A 12,861-nucleotide genomic window follows, 5' to 3' on the forward strand; every position below is an offset into this window, starting at 1 on the left:
CGGTCAGGTAAAACGCCGTTACATATACTAAGGCGGTCAGACGTGCCGTCAGACCTGGGCCGACGCGGTCTGACGGCACGTCTGACCGCCTGTTTAAAGAGACCCGGTCGCGCCAACCAACGATCTAACCACATGACCAACATCGCCATCATCACGGCCCGTGGAGGCAGCAAGCGAATTCCCCGCAAGGTGATCCGGCCGTTTCTGGGCAAACCCATCATGCTGTATTCCATCGAAACGGCTTTGCAATCGGGCCTGTTCGACGAGGTGATGGTATCCACCGAGGACGACGAAATTGCTGATCTGGCCGTACAGCATGGCGCGTCCGTACCCTTTCGCCGGAGCGCAAAAACGGCAGATGATTTTGCCACTACAGCTGAGGTGCTGAGCGAAGTACTAACCAACTATGAGGAGCGCGGACAGACGTTTACGAATGCCTGTTGTCTTTACCCCACGGCACCATTTGTGACGCCCGTTTTACTCCAACAAGCTTTTGATACATTACAAACGCGTAGCTTTGACTGCGTTTTTCCGGTGCAACGCTTTGGCTTTCCGGTGCAACGCGCTGTGACCTTTGTCAACGATCGTCTGACGTGGCTCCAGCCCGAACACGCCCTGACGCGGTCGCAGGATTTGCAACCCGCCTACCACGATGCCGGCCAGTTTTACTTTTTCAACGTAGCCGTTTTTCGACAAAAAGGTCGACTGCTGACTGATAATACCAGCGGCCTCGTCATCTCCGAGATGCAGGCCCAGGACATTGATAACGAAGAGGATTGGCAGGTAGCAGAGTTCAAATACCGACTGTTGTTTCCTGATAAGAAGCGATCGTGATCCGGTCACGCTAGACCGGAGCGAAACGCACTAGGTCTGACGGTACGTCTGACCGGGTCGCGCCTGACCGGGTCGTGCCGTCCGAGACACGATTCGCTTGGTTAGAGAAGGTAAGGCGGTCAGACGGTACGTCTGACCCGTCTAGCGTGAATTAGTTAGATCAACTGGGTCTAGCGTGACCCGGTCACGCCAACACTAGAAAGCAGTTCAAGAAAAAATGCCAAAAAAAATCCTCTTTCGCGCCGATGGTAACGCTCAGATCGGCCTGGGGCACGTTATGCGATGTCTGGCTTTGGCCGAGATGCTGGGGGATGCATATGAGCGTCGTTTTGCCATCGTTCAACCAGACCCTGAGGTGGTCAGACGAATTGAAGAGAAAGGCGTGACGGTCATATCCCTGCCCGGCAATGACGTAGGCAATTTTCTGACGATTTCAGCTCCCAACGACGTAGCCGTACTTGATGGCTATGCGTTTGATGAAACGTACCAACGAGCCGTTCGCACGAAGGTCAGCAAGCTGGTTTACATCGACGATCTGGTAACGGGTCATCAGGTAGCAGATGTTCTGATTAATCATACCGGTGCTATTACGGAATACGATTACGACGCCGAAGCATACACTCAGTTCTTGCTGGGCCCCCACTACGCCCTACTTCGGTCGGAGTTTTTCGCCGACAATACGCCACCGCCCAACGAAGGACCCATTTTTGTCAGCTTAGGTGGGGCCGACTCACAAAATGTTTCGGTAAACGTGCTGGACGCTCTACGGATTGCCTTTCGCCAGATTGGTCAGTCGTGGCGCGTTCACCTGGTTATTGGCCCGTTTCATCCGAATCGGGCCAGCATCGAAACATACCACGATAAGCTGAAGCACCTAACCATTCTGTCAAACTTAACCGCCGGGCAAATGGTGGCAGAAGTTCGGAAATGCCGGTTGGCCATCACGGCCTGTAGTACCATTGCCTACGAGGTATGCGCTGGCAACCGCCCGTTGATAGCCATCCAGACGGCCGATAACCAGAGTCGGCTGGCTCATTTTCTGGAATCGGAGCAACTGGCTCATGTGGCGCCTGCTCAAACCGACGTTGACCAACTGGCGTACAGAATTGAGGTAAGCCTATTGTATCCCGATTCGATTGTGCATACGTTGCAAAAACAACGTTATTATTTTGACCGGAAGACGCCCGAACGTTTTCGGGCTTTATTTGACCGCTTATGCTCACCTACCGCGTAGCCACTGCCGAGGACTCCCAGCTTTATTTTGACTGGGCCAACGACCCAGATACTCGCCAGCAATCATTTAATTCGGCTCCTATCTCGCCCGAAACCCATGCGGCCTGGTTTTCGCGCAGGCTGATCGATGCCAACACACTGATGTTTGTATGCAGCAACGAAGCGAATGAACCCGTCGGACAGGTCCGGTTTGAGCGAAAACCCGTGGCTGATATACCCGACGAAATTATCATTGGCGTTTCGGTCGACGCGCGGTTCCGGGGCAAAGGTTTGGCCAGCGAGTTAATCAAACTGGGCTGCGACGCATGCCGCGAGCAGTGGGGTGCTGTGGCGATTCACGCTTACATCAAGCCTGACAACCAGGCATCTATCCGATCGTTCGGGAAGGCCGGATTCACATTCTCGCACGAAAGCGGTAAATTTGGCGTTCCAAGCTTAGTTTACGTATTACCTGCATGAGCCATAACCAACCGATTCAGGTTGCCAATTATAGTATCAGCCCGTCGCATCGGCCCTTCATCATTGCCGAGATGTCGGGTAATCATAACCAGTCGCTGGAGCGAGCGCTGGAGATTGTGGACGCTGTGGCTGATGCCGGTGCCCACGCCCTGAAACTACAGACCTACACGCCGGATACGATCACGTTCAACGGCCAGTCAGAGGAGTTTTACATCCGCGACGCGAAGTCACTGTGGGCTGATAAAAACCTGTACAAGCTGTATCAGGAGGCCTATACACCCTGGGAGTGGCACAAGCCGATTTTCGACCACGCCAAAAAGCGCGGCATGATTGCGTTCAGTTCGCCGTTCGATACCACCGCCGTTGACTTCCTGGAATCGCTCGATGTACCGCTATACAAGATTGCGTCCTTCGAAAATACCGATCATATCCTGCTCAAGCGCATCGCGCAGACCGGCAAGCCCGTTATCATGAGCACCGGTGTATCGACCGTCGCGGACCTCGACGAGTCAGTGAAGGTGTTGCGAGCCAACGGCTGTAAAGACCTGGTTTTGCTGAAGTGCACCAGTACGTATCCCGCTACGCCCGAAACCACGAACCTGCTGACCATTCCGCACATGCGCCAGTTGTTCGACGTACCGGTGGGCTTGTCTGATCATACCATGGGCATTGGTGCGGCCGTGGCAGCCGTAGCGCTGGGGGCCGTCGTGATCGAAAAACACGTAACGCTCCGCCGGGCCGATGGTGGCGTTGACTCCGCCTTTTCGCTGGAACCGGACGAGCTGAAAAATTTGGTTATCGAAACCGAACGGGCGTTCCTGGCGATGGGTCAGGTCAGCTATACTATGACGCCGAAAGAATGCAAGAGCCTGCAGTTCAAGCGGTCGCTCTACGTAGTGAAGGATGTAAAAGCCGGGGAGCCCTTCACGGCCGAGAACGTGCGCAGCATCCGCCCCGCCAACGGCCTGCACACCCGCTACTACGACGACATATTGGGCCAGGTTGCTTCGCAGGACATTGCAGCCGGAACGGCGCTCAATTGGGGACTAATTGAAAAGAGTGAATCGGACCGCCGAAGCGGAGTGAAAGAGTGAAAGAGCAAAAGTGGCCCCAAAGCAAAGCGAAAGGCCAAGATTTGAATCTCTCGCTTTTTCATTCCACTTCGACGAACCGATTTACTCTTTCGCTCATTCACTCCGCTTCGCCCTTTCACTCTTTACCCCATGGGCATCATTAAACGCCAAACTATTCAGGGTACCATCTTTACGTACGCGGGTATCGTCGTCGGGTTTGTGACGATGGGCCTGTTGTTGCCGAAGGTACTGACGCCCGACCAGAACGGTCTGATCGGGCTGCTGATTGCCCTGTCGATTATCCTGACGCAGTTTTCGAACCTGGGCATCAATGGGGCCGGTGGCCGTTACTTTCCGTATTTTCGCAATTACGATCAGGGCCACGGCGGTTTTCTGCTTCTGGCAGCGGGCGTATCGCTGCTCGGCTTCGGGCTAAGTGTGTTCATCCTGTGGTCGTTTCGGCCGTATATCGTGGCTGAAAACGCGGAAAAGTCGGCGCTGTTTGTACAGTATTACTACCTGCTGATCCCGCTGACATTTTTCACGCTGTTCTTTAACCTGTTCGACAACTACGCCAAACTGCTGTACGACAGCGTTACGGGTACGTTTTTACAACAGTTTCTGCAACGGTTCCTGCTGCTGCTGGCAGTACTGATCTACTGGGCCGGATGGATTACCTTCCCTACCCTGCTGATTTTATGGATGGGATCCTATTTCGCGCAGATGGCCCTGATGGTCGTTAAGGTCGTGCGCGACGGCCACTTTACGCTTGACCCGAAGCATCTGCAACTACCCCCTGACCTGCGCCGGGAACTGTTTCGCTACGCATCCCTGACCCTGCTGACCGGGCTGTCGTCGCAGGTGATTCTGCACATCGACAAGTACCTCGTCAACGATGCGCTGGGCCTCGCCCAAACCGGCATTTACAGCATCAGCGCTAACTTCGGGACGGTCATTGCGGCCCCGGCCACGATGCTTTATAAAGTATCGAGCGTGGTGATTGCTGATTCGTGGAAGGCCAACGACCTGAATAACATCGCCAACATCTACCGAAAAAGCTGCCTGAGTCAACTGGTGATCGGAACGCTCGTCTTCGTCGGGATCGCGGCCAACCTGCCCAGCGTATTCGAGATTCTGCCGAAAGGCTACGAAGCCGGCTATTACGTTATCCTGTGGATTGGACTAGGCAAGCTGATCGATATGGCAACCGGCGTCAACGGTACCATTCTGGCCACATCGCGCTACTACGCGTATGATTCGCTGTTTTTTATCCTGATGGTGGCCGTCACCATCGCCACGACGCGGGCGCTGATTCCTGTTTTCGGGCTGGAGGGTGCGGCCATCGGCGCAGCCATTGCTACGGCCCTGTTCAATGCCGCCCGAACGGGATTTGTCTGGCTTAAATTCGGGTTGCAGCCCTTTACCTGGCGTAACCTAGCCGTCATTGGTGTTGGGCTGCTTGTGTGGGTAGTGGCTGTTCAGGCCCCGTATCTGTCCGGAAACTTCTGGCTTGTTGCCACCGATGTAGCGTTGCGGTCAGCGTTCGTTGCCGCGACCTTCGTCGGGCTGGTCTATGTCCTGAAGATTTCACCCGACATGAATCAACTCCTGACGGGTGCCTGGCTGAAGCGCCGGGGGAAATCGGTCAGTTCATGAGGCAACTTTGCTTAACTTTGGCCATTGCCTGCTGTATTTCTGCTTGTGAAAACACTAGTTTCCTTTCTGTTTACCGACGCCTACCGGCTCCTCAGTAATCCCAATGGGCGAAAATTCTTGTGGTTGCTCCTGACCTCGGCCGGTGCCCGACGCAATCAGACCACCACGCTGACCTATGACGGACTGCGCTTTCAGACGCCCGATAGCCTGATGTTCTTTTGGCAGGTGAAAGAGATTTTTGTGGACGAAAGCTACGCCTTTCCAACCACCTCGTCGGAGCCGGTTATTATCGATTGCGGGGCCAATATTGGCACCAGCGTCGTGTATTTCAGCCGCCACTATCCCAAAGCCCGGATCATTGCTTACGAAGCCGACGCAGCAACCGCCCGAACGTTACGGTATAACCTGACGGCCAATGCAGTAACCAATATCGAGGTAGTTGAGAAAGCCGTCTGGACCGACAACGAGGGCGTCGATTTTGGCAGCGCGGGCGACGATATGTCGTCGGTGTTTGTAGCTACCAACGTGAACCGTGTACCATCAGTCCGTTTCCGCGATGTGCTGAAGCAATATCCGCGGATTGATATGCTCAAGATGGATATTGAAGGGGCCGAGAGCCCCGTATTGGCCGATTGCCGGTACGCACTCGGGCACGTGCAAAACCTGTTCATTGAGTACCACGCGTACATTGGCCAGCCTCAGACGCTCCCGGAACTTCTCGACATTCTGAAAGACAGCGGATTCCGGTATTACATCGACACGGCCCAGCACCGCCTAAAACCGCTCGTCAACCGACAGTACCGGGGCAATACGGTCATGGACCTGCAATTGACTATTTTTGCGTATAGAACATAGGTACGGGGTGTAGGACACCCTTTTACACCTTACACCGCTTTCATGATTGACAAGATTCTAAGCCGCCCTGAGTTCCGCGATCAGCCGCCCGTTCTGGTCGACATTGGTGCGTCGGGGCAGTTACATGCCCGCTGGAAAGCCTTCGCGAAACACTCGGTTTGCATTGCGTTCGACGCCGACGACCGCGATTTCGGTTACGTCGAAAGCGAGTCGGGCCATTTTCGAAAACTGTACACGTTCAATCATATAGTAACAGAGACAGACACGGACACTGCCGACTTTTACCTGACGGCGTCGCCCCACTGTTCCAGTTTGCTGAAACCCCGGCCCGATCTGATCCAGGAGTATGCTTTCGCGCCGAAATTCGAGTTGACGAAAGTCGTTCAACTCAAAACCCGGAGCCTGCATTCCACACTTCAGGAATTAAACATTGGGCAGGTCGACTGGTTCAAAACCGATTCGCAGGGCATCGATCTGCGGCTGTTCCGCGACCTCGGCGACCGCGCCCCCCGCGTGCTGACGGCCGAGTTTGAACCCGGCATCGCGTCCGTTTACGACGGCGAAGACAAGCTGTTCCGGATTTTGCAGTTCATGGATGAAACCAACAGTCACTGGCTGGCCGAACTGATTCCCAAAGGGTCTCCACGCATTACGCCTGCCCTGCTGGATAGCTTCACGACCAATCCGCTCCTGAAGAAGTTCGTCCTGTTTTCGCAGAAGAACAGTGCGCTATGGGGCGAGATGACGTACATCAACCGCTTCGCCGACGAAGCCATGCTCACGCAGCGGAATCTGCTGCTGGGCTGGGTGTTCGCCACAACGCTCGCGCAGCACGGGTTTGCCCTGATCCTGACACAGAAAGCAAAAACGCGTTTTAACGACCCCATTTTCGACGAGATGGAGCGCTACTCCCGCCGACGTATCTGGGGGCGCGTGTGGCAGATTGGCTTCTGGCCGGAAATAGTCAAGAAATTCGATAAACTCCTGGGCCGGTGAGAATCACGCTGCTGAGTACGTACCACCTCAGCGGAGGAGCGGGCGTGGCGGCTACCCGCCTGCACCACGCGCTGGATCGCTACACCCGGGCGGAAAGTACGCTGCTGGTCGGCACCTCGAACCGGATGGAGAGACACCGGCCGGACTCGGGTGTCTCGTACCTGGCCAACAACCTGCTGGCTGAACAAACAGCCTACGTTCGGTTCGTAGCCGAGCGGCTGTATTTCCTGCCCTTCGAGCGCGACCCGTCCGTACGGTTTCAGTTTTCACCGGCGGCAATCGGGGCCGATGTCAGTTTTCACCCGGCCGTGCAGCAGGCCGACGTATTGCATCTGCACTGGATCAACTTCGGGTTTCTGTCCACCCGGGGCTTAAGCCGGTTAGTTGCCCTGGGTAAGCCCATCGTCTGGACGCTGCACGATATGTGGGCATTTACGGGTGGTTGTCACTACAGCCGGGGCTGCACCAATTTCCAGACGCACTGCCACCAATGCCCGTATCTGAAGCATCCCGGCGAGCGCGATCTGTCGTACCGGGTGTTTGAGCAGAAGCGAAAGGTATTTGCCAAAGGAGGCATCCATCTGGTGTCGCCGAGCCACTGGCTACGGGACCAAACGCAGCAGAGCGCCCTATTAGGCGATTTTCCGCATACGGTGATTCCCAACCCCATCGACCTCGATACGTTCCGGCCTGTTAACCGAACGGCGGCAAACGCCCGGTTTGAGCTGCCCGATGATGGCCGCATTCGGCTCCTGTTCGGCAGCGCCAGCGTCACCGATCCCCGCAAAGGCTTTCGCTACTTTGCCGAAGCCCTGACCCACCTGCACGAACAGCAACCAACGGCCCAGATCGAAGTGCTGGTGTTTGGTAAGGGACGTAGCTACCTGTTCAACGAACAACCGTATCCCGTTCGGCACCTTGGTCTGCTCACCAGCGAAGCCGATATTGTAGCCGCCTACAATGCCGCCGACGCCCTGGTGGTGCCATCGCTGGAAGACAACCTGCCGAACACCATTGTGGAATCGCTGGCCTGCGGTACGCCCGTTATCGGGTTCCGGACGGGCGGTATACCCGAGATGATCGACCACGGGCAAACCGGTTACCTCGCGGCCGTTCGATCGGCCGACGAACTGGCCGATGGGCTTACCTTTATCGTGAACCACCCCAACCGATCCGAACTCCGCCAGCACGCCAGACAAGCCGCCGAAACCCGCTACGCAGCGGATGTGGTAGCCGGCCAGTATGTTGACCTCTACAATCAATTAGTGAATGAGCGAATGAGCGAATAGAATTCCAGACATTCACTAACTCACTCATTCACTCATTCACTCATTGTTAATGCCGACCGTCTCCATCATCACCATCACCTACAACGCCGAACGGTTTCTGGAACGCACCATACGGAGCATCGTGGCGCAGCAGGCGACAGATTATGAGTACCTGATCATTGATGGTGCATCGAAAGACGGGACGCTGGACATCATCCGGCGCTATGAGCCGCACGTTACCCGCTGGATTTCTGAGCCCGACAAAGGCCTGTACGACGCGATGAACAAAGGGCTACGCATGGCCACCGGCGACTACGTCTGGTTTATGAACGCCGGCGACGAAATTCACGATCCGCAGACACTGCCAGGGCTGCTCGACCGTATCAGAGCAACAGCTGCCGACGTGTACTACAGCGACGCGTTGTTTGTGCAGGACAACGGTACGGCGGTAGGGCTACGCAGCCAGGTAACGCCCCATACGTTGCCCCATACCCTGACCTGGCGTGATATGGCGCTTGGTATGAAGGTTTGCCACCAGGCGTTCATCGCCCGGCGAGCCATTGCCCCGAACTACCCGACGGATAACCTAAGCGCCGATCTGGACTGGGAGATTCGCTGCCTGAAAGCAGCCGGGCGCGTTGAGTTTCTGCCGTTTGTCCTATGCCGGTACCTGATCGGAGGACTGTCCGTTCAGCAGCATCGCCGATCGCTCACGGATCGATTCAGGGTTTTGGTTCATCATTTTGGGCTGATTCCAACGGTATTCAATCATGGCCGGATTGTGTGGCGATCCATTCGTTTTAGGGCACAATCGGGTGTTTAATCGCTCGCGTTTGATTTTATAAACAATTGTAAAAATTGTATTAAGCTGAAAGGATAATTGCAAGTTCTTTGCCTTTTGACCGATAATGCGGATAAATTTGCGGGCCTTATTCCGATGAACCCTTGTTTATTTTGTTCAATTCCCACAAAAAATAGACTTAACCAATGAAAAGAATTGCTGTTTTTACCTCTGGTGGCGACGCGCCGGGTATGAACGCCTGCATCCGGGCTGTTGTTCGGGGGGCGGTCTATTACGGCCTGGAAGTGTTCGGAATTCGCCGGGGGTACAGCGGAATGATAAATGGCGACATTTTTCAAATGAATTCGCACTCGGTGAGCAACATTGTTCAGCGCGGAGGTACCATTCTGAAGTCGGCCCGCAGTAAAGAGTTCATGACTCCCGAAGGTCGCCGAAAAGCATTCGAACAACTACAGAAATTCGGTATCGAGGGGTTAGTTGCCATTGGCGGAAACGGTACGTTTACCGGGGCCACCATCTTCTACGATGAGTACGGCATCCCGACTGTTGGCGCACCCGGAACGATCGACAATGATCTCTACGGCACCGACTATACGATTGGGTTTGATACGGCTGTTAACACGGCCCTCGAAGCGATCGATAAAATCCGCGATACGGCCGACTCCCACGACCGGATCTTTTTTATTGAAGTGATGGGACGCGACTCAGGCTACATCGCCATTCAGTCGGGTATTGCCGGTGGTGCTGAACTAGTCATGGTGCCGGAAGTACTCACGCCCATTTCCGAAGTGGTCGAAACGCTGAAGGCGGGCTGGAGCCGGCAGAAAGCCTCGTCGATCATCGTCGTGGCCGAAGGTGAAGAAGAAGGCAACGCCATTGAAGTGTCCGAGAAGATTCGTCGGCAGGTTCAATCCGACATCGACATGCGCGTTACCACACTGGGCCATATCCAGCGGGGGGGTATTCCAACCGCCTACGACCGGATTCTGGCCAGCCGTCTGGGATTGGGTGCGCTGGAAGGTCTGATGAACGGGCAAAAGAACGTAATGGCGGGAATTGTTAACAACGAACTCGTTTACACACCGTTCCGCGATACGATTCGCCTACCCAAGCCGATCAACGAGGACCTGCTCCGGATGGTGAAGATCCTTTCGGTTTAAGGTATAAAGAGGAGGAAGGTAAGAAAGGAGGAAAGAGGCTGCCCTTATTTCCTTCCTCCCTTCCTCCTTTTCTCCCTTTCACACATACCCTACCACCGCATACACCACCAGACCAACAATTTCGCGCAGCAGGTAAAAACTATCCGCGAAGGCCTGCTCGTGCGGCAAAAGTAGTTCGCCCGGCACAAATGACCGGTAACCGCTCAGGAAATTGGCTGGAAACGGAATTACCTGAACGCCAGCTTTCTGAAAACAGGCCACCGACCGACGCATGTGCGACGCGGATGTGACCAGGATGCAGCGGTTGGTATTAAACCGCTCTTTCAGCAACTGCGCCGAAAACAGTGCATTTTCACGAGTATTACGCGATTTGCCTTCCAGCAGAATATCCTCCGGCCTGACGCCCACCATGCGCAGAAATTCGGCCGTCATCTCGCCTTCGTCGTTGACGTCAACTTGCTGAAACGGCAATCGGCCCTGTCCGCCACTGATAACGATTTTCTGAACCACTCCCGTTTTGTACAGGTAGAACGCCTGTTGTGCGCGGTCGGCCTCACGACCCAGCAAGGGTCGGCCAACTTCGGGCTGTTCAGTTACGTTCATCATGCCGCCAGTCAGCACGACCGCAATCGGTAGCCCTCCGGTCTGGTTCGCTTCACGAACGGCAGCCACCGAAACGGGTTCATACTCCCAAAGCAACGCCAGTTCGTTGATCAGGAACGAATTACCGAATAGCCAGAACGTTGACAAGCCAACCCAGATCGCCCGTCGACGACGCACGGGGTTACGAGTCAGCAATGCGACGACCAGCGCCATGAACAACCAGCCGGCGGGTGTCAGCAAGTAATTGAGGGTTTTTGAGAGGAAGTAAAACATTACGTATGCGAAGATGGGCGGCTCGTTCGTTGGATTGTAGGTATCAATGATGCAAGTCCGTCAAATCTGCTAATTTTGTAGGTATTTCAGCCGCGAAGATACGCACCGACCGTATGAAAAAACTCCTCCTGACCGCGCTGTTCGGTTTGTTGTTCACGCCCGCCCTGCTGGCCCAAACAACCGAAGGCTTCCGGATCGCCAGCCGCATCAAAGGCGTTAGAGACACCACCTGCGTACTGGCTCATTATTTCGGAGCCGGTCAATACATTCCCAAGGATACCGCCCGCGCCGATGCCGAGGGCAATCTGGTCTTTGAAGGCAAAAAACGGCTGCCGGAAGGGCTATTCATCGTTGTTACGCCTAAAAATCGCTACATCGAACTGCTCATTGCAGACGACCAGGAATTCTCGTTCGAAACCGATACGGCGAATGTGATCAAAAACATGAAGGTGACCGGCTCGAAGGAAAACGAGCTGTTCTATACGTACCAGCAGGAACTTGGCAAACTGTACGACGAAGCCCAGGTAATCAGTGCGGAAAGAAAGCTGCACAACGACGCTACGTCTGCGGCTATGGCGACCGAAAAGATGGCAGTTCTCCAGAAGAAAGCCCAGACGTACCGCGAACAGTTTCTGAAGGAAAACGTCAGCAGCTTTGCCGTAAAGCTGCTGAAAGCCACCGCCGACCCAGAGGTACCACCCGCCCCCAAAGCCAGCAACGGCCGTCCGGATTCCGTTTGGGTGTTCAACTATTATAAGTCCCATTTCTGGGACGATTATGATTTCAGCGACGAGCGGTTCGTACGGTCGCCGGTGTTGCAGCGCAAGCTCGACCGGTACATAAAGGAACTCACCGTTCAGACCACCGATTCGCTTATTAAGGAAGCCGATTACGTAGTCAGCAAAGCCCGGGCTGGTAAGAATAAGGAAACCATTTCGTACACGATCTGGTACATCACGAGCCAATATGAACAACCCAAGATTATGGGGACTGACGGCCTGTTCGTACACATGTTCGAGAAGTATTACGCTACCGGAATCATGCCCGTAACGGATACGTCGACAATCCGGCGCATCGGCGAGCGTGTTGCTACGCTCAAGCCTACGCTGGTCGGCAAAACGATGCCAGCCGTTACCATCAGTGACACCCTCCGGAAGCCGATCAACATTCAGACCATCAAGTCTGACTACACCGTGGTGTATTTCTACGATCCGCACTGCGGCCACTGCCGGGAAAGTGCTCCTAAACTGAAAAAGCTCTCGGACGACTACAAAGGAAAGGGCGTTGCAGTAGTTGCCGTTGCCATCGAACAGAGCCCCGAAGAGTGGAAGAAATTTATCCGGGAGTTCAAACTGACCAGCGTAACGCACGGCTACGATTACTCGATGCGCACCAACTACCGGCAGCAGTACGACGTCTGGACAACCCCGACGGTATACGTACTGGATAAGAACAAAAAGATCATTGCCCGCAAGCTGCCGGTTGAGCAGATTGAAGATTTCATTCAATTCAACCGCAAGCAACAGGCACAGACCGCCAAAAAACCCGAAGCCGCCCCCGCCAACGCCAAGGCAAGTGTGAAGAAGTAAGGGAGAAAGGGAGGAAAGGAAGAAAGGAGAAAAGAACAGGATACGAACTGTCTCCTTTCC

Annotated in this window: 12 protein-coding genes; 11 read left to right on the forward strand and 1 reads right to left on the reverse strand. The window is 54.7% G+C overall.

What is annotated here, in order from left to right:
• The first annotated feature begins 132 nt into the window (after positions 1-132).
• The 10 genes from pseF (at position 133) to pfkA (ending at position 10,336) form a co-directional block, all read left to right on the forward strand.
• Positions 133-834: a pseudaminic acid cytidylyltransferase gene (gene pseF, locus DYU11_RS02025; RefSeq protein WP_119665969.1), complete on the forward strand. Its 702-nt coding sequence runs from the start codon at positions 133-135 to the stop codon at positions 832-834.
• Between the two features lie 217 nt (positions 835-1,051).
• Positions 1,052-2,068 (forward strand): UDP-2,4-diacetamido-2,4,6-trideoxy-beta-L-altropyranose hydrolase, encoded by a 1,017-nt coding sequence (gene pseG, locus DYU11_RS02030; RefSeq protein ID WP_119665970.1) that lies wholly within the window; start codon positions 1,052-1,054, stop codon positions 2,066-2,068.
• On the forward strand, positions 2,050-2,526 hold the full coding sequence (locus DYU11_RS02035) for a GNAT family N-acetyltransferase (protein WP_119665971.1): 477 nt from the start codon (positions 2,050-2,052) through the stop codon (positions 2,524-2,526). Before pseG ends, DYU11_RS02035 begins: the two co-directional genes overlap by 19 nt.
• Positions 2,523-3,620 carry a pseudaminic acid synthase gene (gene pseI / locus DYU11_RS02040; RefSeq protein ID WP_119665972.1) on the forward strand — a complete coding sequence of 366 codons (1,098 nt, stop codon included), beginning with the start codon at positions 2,523-2,525 and terminating at the stop codon, positions 3,618-3,620. The genes DYU11_RS02035 and pseI overlap by 4 nt, the downstream gene beginning before the upstream one ends.
• Before the next feature lie 129 nt (positions 3,621-3,749).
• Positions 3,750-5,255, forward strand: a complete 1,506-nt coding sequence (locus tag DYU11_RS02045) for a lipopolysaccharide biosynthesis protein (protein ID WP_119665973.1) — start codon at positions 3,750-3,752, stop codon at positions 5,253-5,255.
• 45 nt (positions 5,256-5,300) lie between these two features.
• Positions 5,301-6,110: an FkbM family methyltransferase gene (locus DYU11_RS02050; protein WP_119666678.1), complete on the forward strand. Its 810-nt coding sequence runs from the start codon at positions 5,301-5,303 to the stop codon at positions 6,108-6,110.
• 42 nt (positions 6,111-6,152) lie between these two features.
• On the forward strand, positions 6,153-7,106 hold the full coding sequence (locus DYU11_RS02055) for a hypothetical protein (protein ID WP_119665974.1): 954 nt from the start codon (positions 6,153-6,155) through the stop codon (positions 7,104-7,106).
• The gene (locus DYU11_RS02060; RefSeq protein ID WP_119665975.1) at positions 7,103-8,395 is read left to right on the forward strand and encodes a glycosyltransferase family 4 protein; all 1,293 of its coding nucleotides are present in this window, start codon (positions 7,103-7,105) and stop codon (positions 8,393-8,395) included. The genes DYU11_RS02055 and DYU11_RS02060 overlap by 4 nt, the downstream gene beginning before the upstream one ends.
• Before the next feature lie 49 nt (positions 8,396-8,444).
• Positions 8,445-9,197 carry a glycosyltransferase family 2 protein gene (locus DYU11_RS02065; protein WP_119665976.1) on the forward strand — a complete coding sequence of 251 codons (753 nt, stop codon included), beginning with the start codon at positions 8,445-8,447 and terminating at the stop codon, positions 9,195-9,197.
• Positions 9,198-9,361: 164 nt separating this feature from the next.
• The gene (gene pfkA / locus DYU11_RS02070; protein ID WP_009284432.1) at positions 9,362-10,336 is read left to right on the forward strand and encodes a 6-phosphofructokinase; all 975 of its coding nucleotides are present in this window, start codon (positions 9,362-9,364) and stop codon (positions 10,334-10,336) included.
• A gap of 78 nt (positions 10,337-10,414) precedes the next feature.
• Here the strand turns inward: pfkA and DYU11_RS02075 are convergent, their stop codons facing one another.
• Positions 10,415-11,212 (reverse strand): YdcF family protein, encoded by a 798-nt coding sequence (locus DYU11_RS02075; protein ID WP_119665977.1) that lies wholly within the window; start codon positions 11,210-11,212, stop codon positions 10,415-10,417.
• A gap of 113 nt (positions 11,213-11,325) precedes the next feature.
• Between DYU11_RS02075 and DYU11_RS02080 the strand changes: the two genes are divergently transcribed.
• Positions 11,326-12,801: a TlpA family protein disulfide reductase gene (locus tag DYU11_RS02080; RefSeq protein WP_119665978.1), complete on the forward strand. Its 1,476-nt coding sequence runs from the start codon at positions 11,326-11,328 to the stop codon at positions 12,799-12,801.
• The last annotated feature ends 60 nt before the right edge of the window (positions 12,802-12,861 follow it).

It is taken from the genome of Fibrisoma montanum (genome assembly GCF_003583365.1).
GTDB classification, from domain to species: Bacteria; Bacteroidota; Bacteroidia; order Cytophagales; family Spirosomataceae; genus Fibrisoma; species Fibrisoma montanum.

Excerpts from the sequence above, each read along its gene's own strand:
- pfkA (WP_009284432.1), top strand. The coding sequence starts at position 9,362 with ATGAAAAGAATTGCTGTTTTTACCTCTGGTGGCGACGCGCCGGGTATG.
- pseI (WP_119665972.1), top strand. The coding sequence starts at position 2,523 with ATGAGCCATAACCAACCGATTCAGGTTGCCAATTATAGTATCAGCCCG.
- DYU11_RS02055 (WP_119665974.1), top strand. The coding sequence starts at position 6,153 with ATGATTGACAAGATTCTAAGCCGCCCTGAGTTCCGCGATCAGCCGCCC.
- DYU11_RS02065 (WP_119665976.1), top strand. The coding sequence starts at position 8,445 with ATGCCGACCGTCTCCATCATCACCATCACCTACAACGCCGAACGGTTT.
- DYU11_RS02075 (WP_119665977.1), bottom strand. The coding sequence starts at position 11,212 with ATGTTTTACTTCCTCTCAAAAACCCTCAATTACTTGCTGACACCCGCC.
- pseG (WP_119665970.1), top strand. The coding sequence starts at position 1,052 with ATGCCAAAAAAAATCCTCTTTCGCGCCGATGGTAACGCTCAGATCGGC.
- DYU11_RS02080 (WP_119665978.1), top strand. The coding sequence starts at position 11,326 with ATGAAAAAACTCCTCCTGACCGCGCTGTTCGGTTTGTTGTTCACGCCC.
- DYU11_RS02045 (WP_119665973.1), top strand. The coding sequence starts at position 3,750 with ATGGGCATCATTAAACGCCAAACTATTCAGGGTACCATCTTTACGTAC.
- DYU11_RS02035 (WP_119665971.1), top strand. The coding sequence starts at position 2,050 with ATGCTCACCTACCGCGTAGCCACTGCCGAGGACTCCCAGCTTTATTTT.
- pseF (WP_119665969.1), top strand. The coding sequence starts at position 133 with ATGACCAACATCGCCATCATCACGGCCCGTGGAGGCAGCAAGCGAATT.